Source organism: Streptomyces doebereineriae, from assembly GCF_031845645.1.
GTDB lineage: Bacteria > Actinomycetota > Actinomycetes > Streptomycetales > Streptomycetaceae > Streptomyces > Streptomyces canus.
The window spans coordinates 237,115-256,015 of sequence record NZ_JAVREZ010000003.1 but is presented as its reverse complement, the minus strand read 5'-3'; the positions used below and the strand labels follow the sequence as shown (position 1 = coordinate 256,015).

Sequence of the window (18,901 nt, the reverse complement as noted above, 5' to 3'; positions counted from 1 at the left end):
GCGTGCGGCTCCCTCCCGCGAGATGTCAGACCGGCATTACGCCGGTCAGCGCTCCGTGCGGGTCGAGCACGTATTTACGGCTGGCGCCCTGGTCGAACTCGGCGTAGCCGCGCGGTGCGTCGTCCAGCCCGATGACCGTCGCGTTGACCGCCTTGGCGATGTGCACACGGCCGTGCAGGATCGCCATCATCAAACTCCGGTGGTACTTCATCACCGGGCACTGTCCGGTGGTGAAACGGTGGCTCTTGGCACAGCCGAGCCCGAGCCGTACCTTCAGCGTCCCGCTCCTGGCGTCGTCGTCGACCCCACCGGGGTCATCGGTGACATACAGGCCCGGGACACCCAGCGCACCGCCCGCGCGTGTGATGCCCATCAGCGAGTTGAGGACCGTCGCGGTGCCTCCGGGGCGTCCTTGCCGTGGGCTCGGGCCTCGAAGCCGACCGCGTCGACCGCGGCGTCCACCTCGGGCTCCCCGAGTATCTGCGCGATCTGGTCCTCCACGCTGCCCTGCGACACGTCGACGGTCTCGCAGCCGAAGCTCCGCGCCAGGCTTGAGATACGCGACTGCCCTGTTTCCGCTCATGTCTGATCGCCGTCCCTTCGGCTCCGAGCCTCGGATTCCAGTGGCTGTGCGCATGGCGGAGTCTGCTAGCGGGTCGGCCTTCCGGCCGGCCGTCGCGCGCGGTCCGTCACGAAGGGATGCCGGTCGCGCGTCAGAACAGGGGCTCGGGCAGCACGCCCTCCAGCGCGAGCAGCTTCCGCTTGGTCTCCAGACCGCCGCCGAACCCGCCGATGCCGCCGTCGCTCTCCACGACCCGATGGCAGGGCACGACGACCGGCAGCGGATTGGAGCCCATGGCCACCCCCACGGCCTGCGCGGCACCCGGCTGGCCGACCCGTCCGGCCAGATCGCCGTACCCGACGACCTGGCCGTACCGCACACCGGAGGCCAGCTCGCGGAGCACCTGCCGGTTGAAGCCCGAGATCAGAGACCAGTCCAGGGACAGCTCGAAGTCGCGCCGCTCGCCCGCGAAGTACGCCTCGACCTGGCGTATCGCCTCGGCCAGCAGCGCGGAGCCGGGCGCCTCGACGGGCTCGCTACCCAGCCGGGACGCGAGTCGCTCCAGCGCTTTGTCGCGGACCGGCTCGGTGGCGTGGAAGACCACGTTGACCAGGCCCTCGTCGGTCGCGGCCAGTAGCAGCGGCCCGATGCCCGTGCCGACGACGGTCCACACGACCCGCTGCTCGTCCTGCCCTTGGCTGTTCATGAGTCCACCGTACGAGCCGGCACTGACAACACCCGGCGGCCCGAGCGAACAGGCCGCTACTCGCGCAGAGCGTCCCGCACCACGTCCGGCTTGTTGGTGATGATGCCGTCGACGCCGTACCCGGCGACCAGCCGCGCCGCGTCCGCGGTGTTGACGGTCCAGGTGGAGACCTCGAGCGGCCTGCCGTGCGGACCCGTGAAAGCCTGGACTGCGGAGACGTACGCCCTGGAGAGGGCGGCGTACGACGGGTTGATCTGGTCGGCGAAGACCGCGTAAGCGTGCAGGTCCGCCACGTGCGGCCTTCCGAGGAAGCCGGTCTTCACAGCGGGCTTGAGATCGTGGACGGTCCGCAGACTGGCCGCGCTGAAGCTCTGCACGACCAGCCTGCTCCGGTGCTTCCGGTCGAGCCACCCCTCGTTGCTGAGGAGCTTGAGCGTCTCTTGCTCGATGCCCGGGTACAGCTCGGGGTTCTTGAGTTCGAGGAGCAGCTTCTGATGGTGAAGATCGACGCGGTGCACATACTGCTTGAGCGTCGGCACGCGCGCGCCCGCGTAGGCGGCGCCGAACCAGCTTCCCGCGTCCAGACGCGCGATTTCGGCGGCGGTGAAGTCCTTCACCTTCCAGGGCGCCCGACCGGGGAACACCCGCGCCACGTCGGTGGTGCGCCGGAGGCTGTCGTCGTGGAGGACGACGAGTTTGCCGTCCCTGGTGCGCTGGACGTCGTTCTCGACCCAGACGGCGCCGAGCCGTGCGGCCTTGTCGACGGCGGCCAGGGTGTTCTCGGGGGCGTAGGCGGAGGCGCCCCGGTGGGCGATGATCGCGGGCGGTGTGCCGTCCTCGACGGCTCGGACGTCGGTTGCGGGAAGCAGGAGGGCGGCGGTCCCCAGGAACGCGGTGGTCATGGCGGTCGCAGCGCGCGCGTGCATACGTACTCCTCGCGTCGAGCAATCACGTACAGCACAACTGTGACAGCACCGGGTCAACGGCAGTGGGGTACAGAATGGCCACATCCTGAATGGTCGTGTCCCAAGTCCGCTCACCAGTGCCGCACAACTGGGGCAAGGGCGTGTTTCTTTGCCGGAAAATCGTTCGACCATTCCGGTGGGAGTCATACTCTCTGCCTCGACCCCGACCGCTCGGGCGGTGCCGGGAAGAGGCACATTTCAGGGAATTCCAGGACGTAAGAGGGCGGAAGGTAGCCGCGCATGCAAGGCACGGTCGACGGATTCAGCTACGGACTCGTCACACCGCTGGTGGCCTACCTCATGGCTTGCCTCGGCGGCGCCCTCGGCCTGCGTTGCACCACCAGATCCATGCTGGTCAGCCGGTCCTGGCGACCCGGCTGGCTGGCCCTCGGCTCGGCGGCGATCGGCTCCGGCATCTGGACCATGCACTTCGTCGCGATGATGGGATTCAAGGTCGAACAGGCACCCATCCACTACGACAGGGCCATCACCTTCGCGAGCCTGGGCGTCGCCATCGTCATGGTGGGCGTCGGGGTCTTCATCGTCGGCTACCGGGGCGCGACCGGAACACCCCTGATGACCGGCGGTGCCGTCACCGGCCTGGGCATCGCCTCGATGCACTACCTGGGCATGGCGGGGATGCGCCTGAACGGGCAGCTGGAGTACAACACCGTCACCGTCGCCATCTCCGTGGTCATAGCCGTCGTCGCCGCCACCGCCGCCCTCTGGGCCGCCGGGCAGGTCAGGGGATTCCTGTGGAGCGTGGGCGCGAGCCTGGTCATGGGCCTCGCCGTCACGGGCATGCACTACACCGGCATGGCCGCCCTCAGCGTCCATGTGCACCGCACGTCCGCCCCCGTCGCCGGTGACTCGCCCTCTCTGCTCGCGCCCATGATGATCGGGCCGCTCGCCTTCCTGCTGATCGCGGGTGTCGTCGTGATGTTCGATCCGCTGATGGTCATGGGCAAACCCGTGTGGTCGCCCGCCGAGAACAAGCCCGGCGTCCCCGCGCGCGAACTCGTCCACCACCCGGCCGACCGCCGTCCCTCGCTCCGCCCCCGCCGGAACCTGGCGCACGGCGACTCCCGCACCCCCCAGAACCGCTGACCCACCGGCCCCTCCTCCGCCCGAAGCCCCTGATCGGGACGCGTTGTCAGTGGGGAGTCGTACGGTGGACTCCATGCGGCCCGTTTCTCACATCGAACGTACGGTGGCGCCCTTCGAGGTCGTCAGCCCCTACCAGCCCAGCGGCGATCAGCCCGCGGCCATCGCCGAGCTGGCCAAGCGCATCGAGGCAGGTGAGAAGGACGTCGTCCTGCTCGGCGCGACCGGCACCGGAAAGTCCGCCACCACCGCGTGGATGATCGAGAAGCTCCAGCGCCCCACCCTCGTGATGGCCCCGAACAAGACGCTGGCAGCCCAGCTGGCGAACGAATTCCGCGAGCTGCTGCCGAACAACGCCGTCGAGTACTTCGTCTCGTACTACGACTACTACCAGCCCGAGGCCTACGTCCCGCAGTCGGACACCTATATCGAGAAGGACTCCTCGATCAACGAGGAGGTGGAGCGCCTGCGCCACTCCGCGACCAACTCGCTGCTCACCCGCCGGGACGTCATCGTGGTCGCCTCGGTCTCCTGCATCTACGGCCTCGGTACCCCGCAGGAGTACGTGGACCGCATGGTCGCGCTCAAGGTCGGCGACGAGATCGACCGTGACCAGTTGCTGCGCCGCTTCGTCGACATCCAGTACACGCGCAACGACCTGGCCTTCACCCGGGGCACCTTCCGGGTGCGCGGCGACACCATCGAGATCTTCCCGGTCTACGAGGAACTCGCCGTCCGCATCGAGATGTTCGGCGACGAGATCGAGGCACTGTCCACGCTCCACCCGCTCACCGGCGAGATCATCAGTGACGACGACCATCTGTACGTCTTCCCTGCCTCGCACTACGTCGCGGGACCCGAGCGCATGGAGCGGGCCGTCAACGACATCGAGAAGGAACTCGGGGAGCGCCTGGCCGAGCTCGAGAAGCAGGGCAAGCTGCTGGAGGCCCAGCGCCTGAGGATGCGCACGACGTACGACCTGGAGATGCTGCGCCAGATCGGCTCCTGCTCGGGCGTCGAGAACTACTCGATGCACTTCGACGGCCGCTCGCCCGGTTCCCCGCCGCACACCCTGATCGACTACTTCCCGGACGACTTCCTCCTCGTCATCGACGAGTCGCATGTGACCGTGCCCCAGATCGGCGCGATGTACGAGGGCGACGCCTCCCGCAAGCGCACCCTCGTCGACCACGGCTTCCGGCTCCCCTCCGCCCTGGACAACCGCCCCCTCAAGTGGGAGGAGTTCACGGAGCGCATCGGCCAGACCGTCTATCTGTCGGCGACGCCGGGCAAGTACGAGCTCTCGCGCGGGGACGGCTTCGTCGAGCAGATCATCCGGCCCACCGGCCTCATCGACCCCGAAGTCGTCGTCAAGCCCACCGAGGGCCAGATCGACGACCTGGTGCATGAGATCCGCACCCGGACCGAGAAGGACGAGCGCGTCCTGGTCACCACGCTCACCAAGAAGATGGCCGAGGACCTCACCGACTACTTCCTGGAGCTCGGCATCCAGGTCCGCTATCTGCACAGCGACGTCGACACCCTGCGCCGCGTGGAGCTGCTGCGTGAGCTGCGCTCCGGCGAGTTCGACGTCCTCGTCGGCATCAACCTCCTGCGTGAGGGCCTCGACCTGCCCGAGGTGTCCCTGGTGGCCATCCTCGACGCCGACAAGGAGGGCTTCCTGCGCTCCGGCACCTCCCTGATCCAGACCATCGGCCGCGCCGCGCGCAATGTCTCCGGCCAGGTCCACATGTACGCCGACAAGATCACCCCGGCGATGGAGAAGGCCATCGAGGAGACCAACCGGCGCCGGGAGAAGCAGGTCGCGTACAACACGGAGCGGGGCATCGACCCCCAGCCGCTGCGCAAGAAGATCAACGACATCGTCGCGCAGATCGCCCGCGAGGACATCGACACCGAGCAGCTGCTCGGCTCCGGCTACCGCCAGGGCAAGGACGGCAAGGCAGCCAAGGCCCCCGTGCCCGCCCTCGGCAAGGCGGCGGCCGGCACCAAGGCCGCCAAGGGCAAGACCAAGGAAACCGTCCCGACCGACCGCCCCGCGGCCCAGCTCGCCGAGCAGATCGAGGAGATGACGGCACGCATGCGTGCCGCCGCCGCCGACCTTCAGTTCGAGATCGCGGCCCGGCTGCGCGACGAGGTCTCCGAGATGAAGAAGGAGCTCCGGCAGATGAAGGAGGCCGGCCTGGCCTGACCCCCATCGCGCTGTGTTGCAAGACCGACACAAAGTGCGCTCCGGGGTGCGTCACCGTCGGTGCCCCTGCGTAGGGTTCTGGACAACCGCGGGCACCGCGGTAACAGGGGACAGCAGCGAGAGGGGTTCGGCGCGTGACCGTCAACATGACCAAGGGTCAGGCCATCAGTCTGCAAAAGAACGACGGAGGCAGCCTGACCGCGGTGCGCATGGGCCTCGGCTGGCAGGCGGCACCCCGGCGCGGCCTGTTCGGCACGCGCACGCGGGAGGTCGACCTCGACGCCTCCGCCGTCCTGTTCGCGGACAAGCAGCCCGTCGACGTCGTCTTCTTCCGCCACTTGGTGAGCGACGACGGCTCGGTCAAGCACACCGGTGACAACCTCGTCGGCGGCGTCGGCCAGGGCGGGGACGACGAGGCGATCCTCGTCGACCTGGCCCGCGTCCCCGTTCACATCGACCAGATCGTCTTCACCGTGAACTCCTTCACGGGCCAGACCTTCCAGGAGGTGCAGAACGCCTTCTGCCGACTGGTCGACGAGACCAACGGTGACGAGCTGGCCCGCTACACGCTCGCCGGCGGCGGCGCCTACACCGCCCAGATCATGGCGAAGGTGCACCGGACGGGCCCGGGCTGGACCATGACGGCCCTCGGCACCCCGGCCAACGGCCGCACCTTCCAGGACCTGATGCCGGCGATCCTGCCGCACCTGTAACCGGCCCGCCGAGCGGCACCCGACCGACACCACGACACAGGGGGAGAAGGCGATGACGGCCGAGCTGGTGCGGGGGCAGAACCACCCGCTCTCCCAGGCCCGTCTCGAGATCCGGATCGCGGCCGGTACGCCGGTCGTGGCCGGAGCCACGCTCGGGGACGAGCACGGCACGGTGCACGGCGTCGAGTGGGTCCTCCACCCAGGTGCGCCCACCCTGCCTGGGCTCGAGGTCTCCCGGCAGGCGGCCGCCGATCACCGCCTCGCGGTCGATCTCGGCGCCCTGCCCGAGGCCGTTCACCGGGTCCATGTGCTGCTCGCCCTGCCCTCGGCGGGCGGCCCCGTGCGCTTCGGCGCCGTCGCCGCTCCCTTCGTCGCGGTCACGGGCCTCGATGGGACCGAGCTCGCCAGCTATACCGTCACCGGCCTGGACGCCGAGTCGGCGGTCGTCGCGCTGGAGCTCTACCGCCGCCAGGGCGCCTGGAAGGTGCGCGCCGTCGGCCAGGGCTACGCGGGCGGTCTCACCGAACTCCTCACCGACCAGGGCCTTCCCCAGGCCCACCAGCTCGCGAACACCATCCAGGAGGCGGTGGCCCAGGGGCTGGCCCGGGCAGTGACGCCCCCGGCCCGCACGACAGACGGCGACCGCGCCCGTCAGACGGCCACGCCGGCACCGGGCCCGGAACAGGGCTCTTCCGCGACCCAGGGCGCCTCCGGTGCCGTAGCCCCGCAGCCGCTGTCGCCGTACGGCACACAGCCTCCGGGCACACCGCCGCAGCCGACGACCCCGAACGGCGGCCCGGCCTCCGGTGCATCGCAGCCCGCCTCTCCGTTCGGCGCGCAGGGCGCCCCGGCAACCGGCGGGCCGCAGCCCGGACCCACCCAGGTGCCCGCGGACGCGTCCGCCGCTCAGCCTCCCGCGCCCACCGTCGGCGGCCCGATCGACTACAGCCACCCCCGACGGCAGAACGCAGCCCCGCCCCCGCCTCCGCCCGCCGCGCCCCCCGTTCCGCCGGGGCAGCCCGCACGGCCCGTCGCCGGGGACGCGACCGGCTGGTCCATGGAGGAGCGGCTCTACAACCAGGTGTGGGGCATGTTCGAGGACCTGGCGCGCTCCACGGCCGCGTACCGCAGCGCCGTCGACTTCGCCGACTCGCGCATGGAGAAGGAGCTCGACGCCGCCCTCGCCGACCCGCGCAACCGAATCGGCGGGCAGGGCGACGCCGCACGTGAGGCGGCCCGTGCCAAGCACGCCCAGCTCGTCGAACAGGCCCGCGCGGCCTACGACCGGGATCTCGGCCAGCTCACCGCCGAGTCCGAGGTGGTCGAACCCGCCCTGCCCCTGGCGTACGCCCGCTGGGACAACCCCGTCTGGCACGGCTACCGGGTGCCGTTCGAGGCGCCCATGGCCGTGCGCCTGGGTGATCTGCATCTGCCCGAGTGCGCCGAACTGCGTATCCCGATGCTGATCCGGCTGCCGCTGGAGCGCGGCCTGTGGATCGACAGCGGAGCCGCCGGATCCCTCGACGGCTCGTTCCTCGACTCCCATGAACTGCACCGCCTCGCCATGGACACGGCCGTCGCGCTCGCGGCCCGGCTCCTCGCCGTCCACCCTGCCGGGGACTACACCCTGCACGTCATCGACCCGGCCGGGTCGGGGGCGCAGGCGCTCGCCCCGCTGGTGTGGACCGGTGTGCTCGCGGCCCCGCCCGCCGTCGGCGCCGCGGGCGTGGCGGACGTCCTGGCCCGCCTCACCGAGCGCGTTGACCTCGTGCAGATGGCGGTGCGCGGCGGCGCGGCCGACTCCCTCCCGCCCGGCCTCGACACCTCCGAGCAACTCCTGATCGTCAACGACTTCCCGCACGGCTTCGACGACCGGGCCGTGACCCAGCTGCGCTACCTCGCGGACGAGGGACCGTCCGTCGGCGTCCACCTGATGATGGTCGCGGACCGTGAGGAGGCCTCCGCCTACGGCCCCCTCCTCGACCCCCTGTGGCGCTCGCTCATGCGACTGACTCCGGTGCCCGACGACCACCTCGCCGACCCATGGGTCGGGCATGCCTGGACCTACGAGCCCGCGCTCGTCCCACCCGGCAGCCAGGTGGTCCAACAGGTCCTGAACCAGGTCGCGGAGGCTCGTACCAAGTACACGTAAAGGGACTCCCACCTGGGATTTTGACCTTTCTTTTGCCAATCGCTTTACCTTTACTTGGTGATTGGGTACGGTTGGTGGCACGGAGGGGAGTACTCCCTGTCGACTGCGGCGTACCCGTCAATACGGATCAGGCCTGATCCCGGGGCGTCGGCCCACCGTGGGTGGAAGAGACCTCCGGCAGCGCGACGACGCTGGTTACTTGCCGTTACGTATTGCCGGAGGAACTGTGGATGTTTCCGTGACCCTGTGGGTCCTGACGATCGTGGGCCTCGCGGCCCTCATCGCGGTCGACTTCTTCATCGGCCGCAAGCCGCACGACGTGTCCATCAAGGAAGCGGGCATCTGGACGGTCGTCTGGATCGCCCTGGCCGGCCTCTTCGGGCTCGGTCTGCTCGTCTTCGGCGGCGGCCAGGCCGGCGGAGAGTTCTTCGCGGGCTTCATCACCGAGAAGTCCCTGAGCGTGGACAACCTCTTCGTCTTCGTCCTGATCATGGCGAAGTTCGCGGTGCCCTCGCAGTACCAGCAGCGGGTGCTTCTCGTTGGTGTCCTCATAGCACTGGTGCTGCGCGCCATCTTCATCGCCGCGGGTGCCGCGATCCTCGCCAGCTTCGCCTGGGTGTTCTACATCTTCGGCGCCTTCCTCATCTGGACCGCCTGGAAGCTCATCCAGGAAGCCCGAGCCGACGAGGACGACGAGGACTGGGAAGAGAACAAGCTGCTCAAGGCCGCCGAGCGCAGGTTCGGCGTCGCCGACCGCTACCACGGCACCAAGCTGTGGATCGAGGAGAACGGCAAGCGGGTCATGACCCCGATGCTGGTCGTGATGCTCGCCATCGGCACCACCGACGTGCTCTTCGCGCTCGACTCGATCCCCGCGATCTTCGGCCTGACCCAGGACCCGTACATCGTCTTCACGGCCAACGCGTTCGCCCTGATGGGTCTGCGGCAGCTGTACTTCCTCATCGGCGGTCTGCTGAAGAAGCTGGTCCACCTGAGCTACGGCCTGTCGATCATCCTGGGCTTCATCGGCGTCAAGCTGGTGCTGCACGCCCTGCACGAGTCCGGGGTCCACGTCCCCGAGATCAGCATTCCGGTCTCGCTCGGCGTGATCTGCGCGGTCCTGATCGTCACCACGATCACCAGTCTGATGGCCACCAGGAAGCAGGCGGCGGCCGAGGCGGCGCAGGCGGAGGGCGAAGGCGCTCCGAAGGACAGCATCGAGGCCTGACCGCGGCAGACGTAGAGAGAACCACCACCGGGAGCGGAGCGCGGCGAATTGCCGGGTATCGCTCCCGGTGCTTGTTTGGTTCCAGAGCGCGTTCCCCGGCCCGGGGGCGCCGTGGCCGGCTGGAGACACCCATGAAGTTCGTGCAGATCATCGGCTTCGAGACCGAGCGCCTGGACGAGATGCAGCTGCTGCTGCAGGAGGCGGGGCAGCGCAACGCGGGCAGGACGGGCGGCCCGACCCACCGCATGCTCCTGAAGGACCGGGACAAGCCCAACCACTATCTGGCTCTGCTCGAGTTCGAGTCGTACGACGAGGCCATGCGCAACAGTGAGGACCCCGAGACGAGCAAACTCGCGGAGCAGCTGGCCGCGCTGAGCGTCGGCGAGCGCGTCTACACCAACTGCGACGTCCTGGAGTCGGGCGAGCTCAAGTAGCCCCGGGGGAGTGCGCGTCCGGTCGGCCTCTGCGACGATCGCTGCATGATCGCTCGGCTCCGGACGCTCACCACGAGCTGGACGTCCGCCGTGCCGGTGCTCGCGGTCGTCCTGCTGGTGTTCACCTGGGGGCGCGATCTGCCCGGCGCGGTCGTCGTGCTCGTGACCCTGGTCCTCGCGGGGGCCGTGCTGGCCGCCGTGCATCACGCCGAGGTGATCGCCCACCGGGTCGGTGAACCGTTCGGCTCCCTCGTCCTCGCCGTCGCCGTCACGATCATCGAGGTCGCCCTGATCGTCACCCTGATGGTGGACGGCGGCGACAAGAGCTCGACCCTGGCCAGGGACACGGTCTTCGCGGCCGTGATGATCACCTGCAACGGCATCGTCGGCATCAGCCTCCTCGTGGCCGCACTGCGTCATGGCACCGCGGTCTTCAACCCCGAGGGCACCGGCGCCGCCCTCGCCACGGTCGCCACCCTGGCCACGCTGAGCCTGGTGCTGCCGACGTTCACGACGAGCAAGCCGGGCCCGGAGTTCTCCGCCACCCAGCTGACCTTCGCCGCGCTGTCCTCGCTGATCCTGTACGGCCTGTTCGTGGCGACCCAGACAGTACGGCACCGCGACTACTTCCTCCCGATCACCCGTCAGGGCGAGGTGATCACCACCGAGGACCACGCCGACGCGCCCACCGCCCGTGCCGCGCTGACCAGCCTGGGCCTGCTGGGCCTGGCCCTGATCGGAGTGGTCGGCCTGGCCAAGGGAGTGTCGCCCACCATCGAGTCCGGCGTCGCCAAGGCGGGTCTTCCCCAAGCCGTCGTCGGTGTGATCATCGCCCTGCTGGTGCTGCTCCCCGAGACCATCGCCGCACTGCGCTCCGCACGCCGCGACCGGGTGCAGACCAGCCTCAACCTCGCTCTCGGCTCGGCCATGGCCAGCATCGGCCTGACCATCCCCGCGGTCGCTCTGGCCTCCGTCTGGCTCTCCGGCCCGCTCGTCCTCGGCCTGGGCTCCACCCATATGGTGCTGCTGGCCCTGACCGTGGTGGTGAGCTCGCTGACGGTGGTTCCCGGCCGGGCCACACCGCTCCAGGGCGGTGTCCATCTGGTGCTGTTCGCGGCCTACCTGGAACTGGCGGTCAATCCATAGCGAGCTCCGCCACCGCCACGGGCACGGGGCGCGTCTCCGGCAGCAACGCGAAACACCCCAGGCTGAGCAGCGCGATCCCGGTCAGATACGCACCCACCCCCCAGGGCACCCGCCCGCCGTGCTCCACCAGCGCCGTCGCCACGATCGGCGTGAGCGCGCCACCGACGACCCCGCCGAGGTTGTAGCCGACCGCGGCACCCGTGCAGCGCACCCGCGGCTCGTACAGCTCCGCCAGATACGCGGCGACCACCGCGAACATCGTGATGAACGCGATCATCGCGCCCAGGAATCCGAGGAAGATCAGCAGCGGCTCCCCGGTCGCGAGCAATGCCACCATCGGGAACATCCACAGCGCTGCCGCCGCGCACCCGGCCAGACACAACGGCCGCCGCCCGTACCGGTCGCCGAGCAGCGCCGCCACCGGCGTGAGCGAGCCCTTCACCAGCACCGCGGCCATGATGCAGGTCAGCATGACGGCACGGCTCACCCCGAGCCGCTCCGTCCCGTAGGCGAGGGACCACGTCGTCACGGTGTAGAAGATCGCGTACCCGATCGCGAGCGCCCCGGCGGTCAGCAGGACGAGCCGCCCATGGTCGCGCACCACCTCGGCGAGCGGCACGCGCGCGTGGTCGTCGATCTCCAGGAAACCGGGGCTCTCCGGGAGCGAGGAGCGCAGCCACAGCCCCACCGCCGCCAACACCCCGGCAGCCCAGAACGGCACTCGCCAGCCCCACGCGGCGAACTGCGCCTCGGACAGCGCGGTCGACAGCGCCAGCACCACCCCGTTGGCGAGCAGGAAGCCCAGCGCGGGCCCCACCTGCGGGAAGCTCGTCCACAGCCCGCGCCGCTCGGCGGGCGCGTGCTCCGCGGTCAGCAGCACGGCCCCGCCCCACTCCCCGCCGAGCCCCAGCCCCTGGAGAAAACGCAGCACCAGAAGCAGCACCGGCGCGGCCACCCCGAGCGTGTCGTACGTCGGCACACAGCCGACCGCGACCGTGGCGACGCCGGTCAGCAGCAGTGAGGCCACGAGGACCGGCCGCCGTCCGTGCCGGTCCCCGATGTGCCCGAACAGCACCGACCCGAGCGGCCGTGCGACGAACCCCACGCCGAACGTCCCGAAGGCGGCCAGCGTCCCCGCCAACGGGGAGAACGTCGGGAAGAACAGCGGCCCCAGGACCAGCGCCGCGGCCGTCCCGTAGACGAAGAAGTCGTAGAACTCGATGGCCGTCCCGGCGAGCGAGGCGGCCGCGAGCCGCGGCATGGAGGGCGCCTTTACTGTGCGTACGTCGTGCATGCCGCGTCAACTACCCACGGTGATCGGCGGTTACGGGGGCGCGTGAGCGCGCTCGGGCGTGATCAGTACGTGACGGTGATGCGCCGGGCGGGACCGTCGACACGGACGAGACCGCCGTAGGGGATGACGAGCTGTGGATCGGTGTGTCCGAAGTCCACATCGAAGACGATGGTGGTGTGCGGGGCATATACGCGCATGGCCCGCAGTACGGCCTCGCGCTGGTCGGCGGCGTAACGATCCGCCTCCTCGGGGCTGTTGGGGCGGTCGAAGGCCCACGACTTGGGGCGGCCCCACAACAGCGCGGAGAAGCGCTGGAGGAGTCCGCGCTCGCCCATGTTGCGCAGGGTGCGGAAGACCTCGACGTCGCTCGGCATCTCCTCCGAGGTCTCCAGGAGCAGCACTCCGCCGTCGTACTGACTCAGGTCACGCGCGATCTCGCGGTCGGTCATGAGCAGCCAGCCCAGGATCTCCAGACAGCCGCCCCAGGCCCGGCCCTCCACCGTCCGGTCGGCGTTCACCCAGGTCCAGCCGTTGCCGGGACGGGTCTCCGGTTCGGAGTCGAAGGTGGTGGGGTCCGCCCAGTCGCGGTCGACGTCCCGCCAGCGGGCGGCGGGAGTCAGTTCGTACTCGCCCGACGTGAACAGGGCCGCCCGCAGGGAGTCGGCGGTCAGCGCGCTCATGGCCACCGGCCGTCCGAGCGCGGTCATCACGGTCGCGCCGTGGTAGCCGACGATGCCGGTGCTGTACAGGAACGCGAGCAGGTTGGTGTTGTCGCTCATCCCGAAGAACGGCTTCGGGTTCGCCCGGATCAACTCCCGGTCCAGGAACGGCAGCACGGTGATCTGGTCGTCGCCGCCGATGGACGCGATGACCGCCTTGACGGCCGGATCGGCGAACGCGGCGTGGATGTCGTCGGCGCGCTCCTGGGGCGTCGAGCCCATCCTGCGGGTCGACGGATACTCGACCGGCTCCAGCCCGTACTCCTTGCGCAGCCGCTCGAGCCCCAACTCGTAGGGGCGCGGGAAGAGCCCCGGCAGACCGGCGCCGGGGGAGATGACGGCTATGCGGTCGCCGGGTACGGGCTTGGGCGGGTACGAGATCGTCGTCATGCCCGGAGGGTACGGGCCACACCACGCGTGGCGCACCGTGATAAACCGGGTCCGAGCAGCCCGCCTTCACCGACCGGAGGAACCGTGCCCCGCACCCTGGCCAACGCCCCGATCATGATTCTCAACGGCCCCAACCTGAACCTGCTGGGTCAGCGTCAGCCGGAGATCTACGGCAAGGACACCCTGGCCGACGTCGAGGCCCTGTGCGCCAAGGCGGCAGCTGCGCACGGCGGCACGGTGGACTTCCGGCAGTCGAACCACGAGGGCGAGCTGGTCGACTGGATCCACGAGGCGAGGCTCCAGCACTGCGGGATCGTCATCAACCCGGGTGCCTACTCGCACACGTCGGTCGCGATCCTGGACGCCCTCAACACCTGTGACGGACTGCCGGTGCTGGAGGTGCACATCTCCAACATCCACCGGCGCGAGTCCTTCCGGCACCACTCCTACGTCTCGTTGCGCGCGGACGGAGTCATCGCCGGCTGCGGGGTGCAGGGGTACGTCTTCGGCGTGGAGCGCGTCGCGGCACTGGCGGGGCCGGCCCAGGCCGACGTGTAAGGACCGATGTCCTAGGCGCACGGTCCTTACCGCCGCTTCGCCACCGCTACAGCCGCCCCGCCTCCACGATCCGCTTCAGAAAGCGCTGCGTGCGCTCCTGCTGCGGGTCGCCGAAGATCTGCCCGGCCGTCCCGCGCTCGAGCACCACACCCGAGTCCAGAAAACAAACCTGGTCGGCGACCTCCCGCGCGAAGCCCATCTCGTGCGTGGCCAGCACCATGGTCATGCCGTCGCCCTTCAGGTCGCGCACGACGTTCAGAACCTCGCCCACCAGCTCCGGGTCGAGGGCCGCGGTGATCTCGTCGAGCAGCAGCAGGCGGGGGCGTACGGCGAGAGCCCGCACGATCGCCACCCGCTGCTGCTGACCGCCGCTGAGCCGGTCGGGGTACTCGCCGGCCCTACCACCCAGCCCGAGCCGCTCCAGAAGCTCGCGAGCGTGTTCCTCGGCCTCCGCGCGGGCCACTCCGTGCACCCGGCGCGGGGCCAGCGTGATGTTCTCCAGCACCGTCATGTGCGGAAAGAGGTTGTACGCCTGGAAGACCACGCCGATACGGCGCCGTACCGCGTCCTGGTCGACGCGCGGATCGGTGATCTCCTCGCCGTCCAGCCAGATGGCGCCGTCGTCGATCTCCTCCAGGAGGTTGGCGCAGCGCAGCAGGGTCGACTTGCCGGAGCCGGAGGCACCGATCAGTGCGGTCACCGTGTGCGGGGCGACCTGCAGGTCGACGTCCCGCAGCACGACCGAGTCGCCGAAGGTCTTGCGGACGGACTCCATCCGCAGCACCGGTGCGTCGCTCATGTGGTACCTCCCTGGGCCCGCCTGCGGTCCATCCGTGCCGTCACCCAGTCCGTGAAGCGGGTCATCGGGATGGTCAGTGCCACGAACACCAGGCCCGCGACGATGTACGGCGTGTAGTTGAGGCTGCGTCCGACGATGATGTCCGCCGCCCGTACGGCGTCGATCGCGCCGCCGATCGACACGAGGCCCGTGTCCTTCTGGAGGGACACCAGGTCGTTCAGCAGGGGCGGCACCTGGCGGCGCACGGCCTGCGGGAGCACCACATGACGCAGCGCCTGCCGGTTGGAGAGACCCAGCGAGCGGGCGGCGGCGCGCTGCGAGGGGTGCACGGACTCGATGCCGGCGCGGAACACCTCGGCCACGTACGCCGAATACGTCAGCGTGAGGGCCGTACCGCCCAGCAGCACCGGGTCGACCGTCACGCCCTGGAGCCGCAGCGCCGGGACGCCCAGGACGACGATCATGAGGTTGATGATGAGCGGAAGCCCGCGGAAGAAGTCCGTGTAGGCGGCGGCCAGGAAGCGCAGCGGGAAGAACACCGGGCCGCGCAGCGTGCGGGCGATGGCGATCAGCATGCCCAGCACCAGCACGGCGACACCGCAGATCAGCAGCAGCCGGACGTTCAGCCACAGCCCTTCGAGGACCTTCGGGAACGCCTCGCGCGCGTACTGCCCGTTGAAGAACGTCTCCTTGGTGCGCGGCCAGCCGGGCGCGCTGACGACGACCAGATAGAGCACGACGGCGGTGACCAGGGTCGAGACCGCGGCGATCGCCGTCGCGCGGCGGGCGCGGGCACGCTTGAGACGCTCCCGCTCGATCCGCCGCTGCGACGGTGTGTACGAGTCGTCCGCCTCCGGTGTCCCGGCGCCGGACTCGTCCTTCGTGAGCGTCACTTGAGCACCGGGGCGTCGACGGCGTCCGACAGCCACTCCTGCTCCAGCTTGGCGAGCGTGCCGTCCTTGCGCAGGGCGTCGACGGCGGCCGTCACGCATGAGGTGAGCGCACTGCCCTTGTCGAGGACGAGCCCGAACTGCTCCGGAGTGCCGCCCTGGTTCTCGAACTGCCCGACGATCGTGCCGTCCGTCACCTCGGCCGCCGTGATGTAGAAGGCGGTCGGCAGGTCGACGACGATGGCGTCCACCTGGCCGTTCTGGAGCGCGGACTTGGCCTGGTCGTTCTTGGCGTACGCGGCGGCTTCCCGCGTCGGCTTCACCACGTCCTCGATGTAGTTGAGGCTGGTCGTGCCGACCTGGGCGCCCAGCTTGAGGCCCTTCAGGTCCGCGATGCTCTTCGCCTTGGCGGCCTTGGTGCCCTTGAGCGCGATGACGGCCTGACGCACGTCGTAGTAACCGGACGAGAAGTCCACGGCCTTCTTGCGCTCGGCACTGATCGACACCTGGTTGATGTCGAAGTCGAAGGTCTTCTCACCCGGTGCGAAGGCCTTGTTGAAGGGGACGCTCTGCCAGACGACGGCGCTGTTGTCATAACCGAGCTGCTTCGCCACGGCGTAGGCGACGGCCGACTCGAAGCCCTTGCCGCTCGCGGGCTTGTCGTCCTTGAACCACGGCTCGTACGCGGGCTCGTCGGTCGCGACGGTCAGTTTTCCTGAGCTCTTGGTGGCCAACTTGCCCTTGGCGCAGGTGGTTCCGGTCGACCCCGAGGCCTTGGCGTTCGCGTCGTCCTCCGACTGCGGAGCACAGCCGACGGCGGTGGCGAGCAGGGCTATGGATGCCGCGACGGCGGCGCGGCGCAGTGCGCGGGGGGCAAGGTGCATGGCGGGAGAGTGACAGTCCAAAGTCCCGTTTGTCGAGGTCACGACGCCAATTGTCCGCATATTGGGAACGTGTGTTGCATTCTTGTGAACGCTTTTCGGACAGGACGCCGGGGCCGCCGGTCGAGGGCGGGGATAGAAAGACCGGCGGCCCGTACCGCGCAGGAGCCGTCATCCTGTGCGGGGCTGCTCCCAGTTGACTGCGCAACCATGTGCGCCGGGAGCGCGTGCGTGACACGGGCGTGTGTGAAGAGTTCACACGGGGCGCGTGCGAGGGGTATGCGCGGGGCGCACACCCCGGGATTCACCACCCCCGCGCGCGCCACTCCGGCAGTGAGCGCGCACTCGGGTGAGGAACGCCCCGAGTACGACCGGCTGATGGCCGACGCCATCGAGGCCGCCCGCGAAGGAGCTGCCGGGGAGGGCGGAAACACCTGCTGACGTGGGGCGAAGTCGCCACGTGCGGGTCGGTTCTCCGGGTTGCGCTGAAGGGGAACGCGTCCCGGGGCAGGAAGCAGCCGACGTACGTCTACGACGCGCGCGGCTGCGTCGGCCGGAACGAGGAAGCGCTCGACCGCTACGTGGGGCGGGTAGTTGTGGGGGTGCTGTCGCGGCCCGAGGCGGCCGAGGTCTTCCGCGGAGACGACTCGGCGGCCCTGGCGGCGCTTGAGCGGGCGGAGGCGTTGAAGGCGCGCCAGGAGGCGGCGGCGGACGACTACGCGGATGGGGTCATTACCCGTGAGCAGTTGCGGCGCATCACGGCGAAGCTGGCCAAGCAGATCACGGACGCGCAGAACGAGGCGCGCCGGTTGAGGCCGGCATTCGACCTCGACGCTTTCGACGGCCTCGTGGGGCCGCGATCGGGGGAGACGTGGGAAGCGCTCGCGCTGCCGCAGCAGCGGCGGGCGACTGAGCGCGCGGATGCAGTGCGGGCCCGGCAGAATCATTCGGACTCTGGAGCGTGCGTCCGGGGTCGGTCGGGCCCCCGGCCGTACCTCACGGCGCGATGTTCAGAGCTTCCATACAAGATTCACGGCGCCGGTAGGGCACCGATCTGCTGCATCACCCCGAGGAGGTCGGGCTGGCCGCGTTCGCCGACGATCCGGCCGTCGGCCAGGTAGTAGAAGTTCATGGCCTGCACCGAGATCTTGTTGCCGCTCGCCGGGATCCCGAAGAATTCACCGTCGTGGGTTCCCCGCATGGTGAACCGCGCGGCCACGGTGTCGCCTTCGGCGACCGTCTCCTCCAGCGTCCACTGGACGTCGGGGAAGGCGCTGCGCATCATCCCGGTGACTTCCAAGTACCCATCGGGCCCCCGCAGTGGTTCCGGGTGGCTTGGCGCATGGAACACCGCGTCCGGAGAAATGACCTCGCGGGCGAGATCCTCGTTGCCCGTGTTGATGAACTCGACGAAACGGTTCATCACTGACTCGGTGGACTGCGACGGCATCTTGCTGTGCCTCTCCAGAGACGTTTGGGCGGGTACCTGGCGAGCGTAACATCGAATCGATGTTCACATCGATTCGATGTTCACATCGATTCGATGTTCGCGTGCGAAGATGGACTCATGCTGGAACTCGCGATACTCGGCTACCTCGCCGAGGGACCCCTGCCTGGACACGAGCTGCGCCGCCGCGTCTCACAGCTGACCGGCTATACGCGGCCGGTCAGTGACGGCAGCCTGTATCCGGCGATCAATCGTCTGACCAGGGCGGGCTTGATCGAGCGGCGCGCAGACCCGGCCGCGGGGGCGGCCCGATACGTGCTCAGCCTGACCGCGGCCGGGCGGGCCGAGATGCTTCAGCGTCTGCGCAAGCCCGCCGACCACGAGATCACCGACTTCACCCGGTTCTACGTCGTCCTGGCCTTCCTCTCCCACCTGTCCGACGTGGCCGAACAGCACGCGGTGCTGCGCAGGCGGCTGGAGTTCCTGGAAGAGCCGGCGAGCTTCTTCTACGACAACGAGCGGCCCCTGCGTGCCGAGGAGGTCGCCGACCCCTACCGGCGGGGCATGCTGCTCACCGCCCGCGCCACCAGCCGCGCCGAACGGACCTGGCTGCGCGAGACCCTCGGGGAGAAGCCGCCCGTATTCGACACCGCCTGCACCGACAGCGATCCACATGCGCCCGCCGCTCCCGCGAGCTGACT

At 69.5% G+C, this 18,901-nt stretch carries 19 protein-coding genes; 9 read left to right on the top strand and 10 right to left on the bottom strand.

The window, feature by feature from the left end; genetic code table 11:
* Window positions 1-25: 25 nt before the first annotated feature.
* From RNB18_RS10730 to RNB18_RS10715, 4 genes are all read right to left on the bottom strand, one after another.
* Window positions 26-373, bottom strand: coding sequence for a hypothetical protein (locus RNB18_RS10730; protein ID WP_311713885.1), 348 nt, complete (start codon window positions 371-373; stop codon window positions 26-28).
* Window positions 373-516, bottom strand: coding sequence for a hypothetical protein (locus RNB18_RS54080; RefSeq protein ID WP_311713884.1), 144 nt, complete (start codon window positions 514-516; stop codon window positions 373-375). Before RNB18_RS54080 ends, RNB18_RS10730 begins: the two co-directional genes overlap by 1 nt.
* Window positions 517-713: 197 nt before the next feature.
* The gene (locus tag RNB18_RS10720) at window positions 714-1,268 is read right to left on the bottom strand and encodes a methylated-DNA--[protein]-cysteine S-methyltransferase (RefSeq protein ID WP_311713883.1); all 555 of its coding nucleotides are present in this window, start codon (window positions 1,266-1,268) and stop codon (window positions 714-716) included.
* A 56-nt stretch (window positions 1,269-1,324) separates the two neighbouring features.
* Window positions 1,325-2,194 (bottom strand): glycerophosphodiester phosphodiesterase, encoded by an 870-nt coding sequence (locus RNB18_RS10715; RefSeq protein WP_311713882.1) that lies wholly within the window; start codon window positions 2,192-2,194, stop codon window positions 1,325-1,327.
* A gap of 279 nt (window positions 2,195-2,473) precedes the next feature.
* Here RNB18_RS10715 and RNB18_RS10710 point away from each other — a divergent pair, with 279 nt between their 5' ends.
* From RNB18_RS10710 to RNB18_RS10680, 7 genes are all read left to right on the top strand, one after another.
* Window positions 2,474-3,340, top strand: a complete 867-nt coding sequence (locus RNB18_RS10710) for an MHYT domain-containing protein (RefSeq protein WP_311713881.1) — start codon at window positions 2,474-2,476, stop codon at window positions 3,338-3,340.
* A gap of 73 nt (window positions 3,341-3,413) precedes the next feature.
* Window positions 3,414-5,549, top strand: a complete 2,136-nt coding sequence (gene uvrB / locus RNB18_RS10705; RefSeq protein WP_311713880.1) for an excinuclease ABC subunit UvrB — start codon at window positions 3,414-3,416, stop codon at window positions 5,547-5,549.
* 134 nt (window positions 5,550-5,683) lie between these two features.
* Window positions 5,684-6,262 carry a TerD family protein gene (locus RNB18_RS10700; protein ID WP_311713879.1) on the top strand — a complete coding sequence of 193 codons (579 nt, stop codon included), beginning with the start codon at window positions 5,684-5,686 and terminating at the stop codon, window positions 6,260-6,262.
* A gap of 52 nt (window positions 6,263-6,314) precedes the next feature.
* Window positions 6,315-8,414, top strand: coding sequence for a TerD family protein (locus RNB18_RS10695; RefSeq protein ID WP_311713878.1), 2,100 nt, complete (start codon window positions 6,315-6,317; stop codon window positions 8,412-8,414).
* A gap of 226 nt (window positions 8,415-8,640) precedes the next feature.
* Entirely contained in the window at window positions 8,641-9,642 is a 1,002-nt protein-coding gene (locus RNB18_RS10690; RefSeq protein ID WP_311713877.1) for a TerC/Alx family metal homeostasis membrane protein, read from the top strand.
* Window positions 9,643-9,773: 131 nt separating this feature from the next.
* Window positions 9,774-10,076: a hypothetical protein gene (locus RNB18_RS10685; RefSeq protein WP_311713876.1), complete on the top strand. Its 303-nt coding sequence runs from the start codon at window positions 9,774-9,776 to the stop codon at window positions 10,074-10,076.
* 45 nt (window positions 10,077-10,121) lie between these two features.
* Complete coding sequence (locus RNB18_RS10680; RefSeq protein WP_311713875.1) at window positions 10,122-11,222, top strand: calcium:proton antiporter; 1,101 nt, start codon at window positions 10,122-10,124, stop codon at window positions 11,220-11,222.
* Here the strand turns inward: RNB18_RS10680 and RNB18_RS10675 are convergent.
* Both RNB18_RS10675 and RNB18_RS10670 read right to left on the bottom strand, forming a co-directional pair.
* Window positions 11,212-12,483, bottom strand: coding sequence for an MFS transporter (locus tag RNB18_RS10675; RefSeq protein WP_311713874.1), 1,272 nt, complete (start codon window positions 12,481-12,483; stop codon window positions 11,212-11,214). The two genes, RNB18_RS10680 and RNB18_RS10675, sit on opposite strands and share 11 nt — an antisense overlap.
* Before the next feature lie 95 nt (window positions 12,484-12,578).
* On the bottom strand, window positions 12,579-13,625 hold the full coding sequence (locus tag RNB18_RS10670; protein ID WP_311713873.1) for a S66 family peptidase: 1,047 nt from the start codon (window positions 13,623-13,625) through the stop codon (window positions 12,579-12,581).
* Between the two features lie 84 nt (window positions 13,626-13,709).
* On the opposite strand from RNB18_RS10670, the gene aroQ reads away from it, so the two are divergent.
* On the top strand, window positions 13,710-14,183 hold the full coding sequence (aroQ, locus tag RNB18_RS10665) for a type II 3-dehydroquinate dehydratase (RefSeq protein WP_059206156.1): 474 nt from the start codon (window positions 13,710-13,712) through the stop codon (window positions 14,181-14,183).
* A gap of 46 nt (window positions 14,184-14,229) precedes the next feature.
* On the opposite strand, the gene RNB18_RS10660 is transcribed toward aroQ, so the two are convergent.
* From RNB18_RS10660 to RNB18_RS10645, 4 genes are all read right to left on the bottom strand, one after another.
* Window positions 14,230-14,982: an amino acid ABC transporter ATP-binding protein gene (locus RNB18_RS10660; RefSeq protein WP_311713872.1), complete on the bottom strand. Its 753-nt coding sequence runs from the start codon at window positions 14,980-14,982 to the stop codon at window positions 14,230-14,232.
* On the bottom strand, window positions 14,979-15,875 hold the full coding sequence (locus RNB18_RS10655; RefSeq protein ID WP_266380285.1) for an amino acid ABC transporter permease: 897 nt from the start codon (window positions 15,873-15,875) through the stop codon (window positions 14,979-14,981). Before RNB18_RS10655 ends, RNB18_RS10660 begins: the two co-directional genes overlap by 4 nt.
* Entirely contained in the window at window positions 15,872-16,756 is an 885-nt protein-coding gene (locus tag RNB18_RS10650; RefSeq protein WP_311713871.1) for an ABC transporter substrate-binding protein, read from the bottom strand. The genes RNB18_RS10655 and RNB18_RS10650 overlap by 4 nt, the downstream gene beginning before the upstream one ends.
* A gap of 1,027 nt (window positions 16,757-17,783) precedes the next feature.
* A complete protein-coding gene (locus RNB18_RS10645) occupies window positions 17,784-18,176 on the bottom strand; it encodes an ester cyclase (RefSeq protein WP_311713870.1) in 393 nt (130 codons plus the stop codon).
* 144 nt (window positions 18,177-18,320) lie between these two features.
* Between RNB18_RS10645 and RNB18_RS10640 the strand changes: the two genes are divergently transcribed.
* Complete coding sequence (locus RNB18_RS10640; RefSeq protein ID WP_311713869.1) at window positions 18,321-18,899, top strand: PadR family transcriptional regulator; 579 nt, start codon at window positions 18,321-18,323, stop codon at window positions 18,897-18,899.
* The last annotated feature ends 2 nt before the right edge of the window (window positions 18,900-18,901 follow it).

Coding starts and splice junctions, on each gene's coding strand:
- RNB18_RS10730 (WP_311713885.1), bottom strand. CDS start 373: ATGGGCATCACACGCGCGGGCGGTGCGCTGGGTGTCCCGGGCCTGTAT.
- RNB18_RS10720 (WP_311713883.1), bottom strand. CDS start 1,268: ATGAACAGCCAAGGGCAGGACGAGCAGCGGGTCGTGTGGACCGTCGTC.
- RNB18_RS10715 (WP_311713882.1), bottom strand. CDS start 2,194: ATGCACGCGCGCGCTGCGACCGCCATGACCACCGCGTTCCTGGGGACC.
- RNB18_RS10710 (WP_311713881.1), top strand. CDS start 2,474: ATGCAAGGCACGGTCGACGGATTCAGCTACGGACTCGTCACACCGCTG.
- uvrB (WP_311713880.1), top strand. CDS start 3,414: ATGCGGCCCGTTTCTCACATCGAACGTACGGTGGCGCCCTTCGAGGTC.
- RNB18_RS10695 (WP_311713878.1), top strand. CDS start 6,315: ATGACGGCCGAGCTGGTGCGGGGGCAGAACCACCCGCTCTCCCAGGCC.
- RNB18_RS10685 (WP_311713876.1), top strand. CDS start 9,774: ATGAAGTTCGTGCAGATCATCGGCTTCGAGACCGAGCGCCTGGACGAG.
- RNB18_RS10680 (WP_311713875.1), top strand. CDS start 10,122: ATGATCGCTCGGCTCCGGACGCTCACCACGAGCTGGACGTCCGCCGTG.
- RNB18_RS10675 (WP_311713874.1), bottom strand. CDS start 12,483: ATGCCGCGGCTCGCGGCCGCCTCGCTCGCCGGGACGGCCATCGAGTTC.
- RNB18_RS10670 (WP_311713873.1), bottom strand. CDS start 13,625: ATGACGACGATCTCGTACCCGCCCAAGCCCGTACCCGGCGACCGCATA.
- RNB18_RS10660 (WP_311713872.1), bottom strand. CDS start 14,982: ATGAGCGACGCACCGGTGCTGCGGATGGAGTCCGTCCGCAAGACCTTC.
- RNB18_RS10650 (WP_311713871.1), bottom strand. CDS start 16,756: ATGCACCTTGCCCCCCGCGCACTGCGCCGCGCCGCCGTCGCGGCATCC.
- RNB18_RS10645 (WP_311713870.1), bottom strand. CDS start 18,176: ATGAACCGTTTCGTCGAGTTCATCAACACGGGCAACGAGGATCTCGCC.
- RNB18_RS10640 (WP_311713869.1), top strand. CDS start 18,321: ATGCTGGAACTCGCGATACTCGGCTACCTCGCCGAGGGACCCCTGCCT.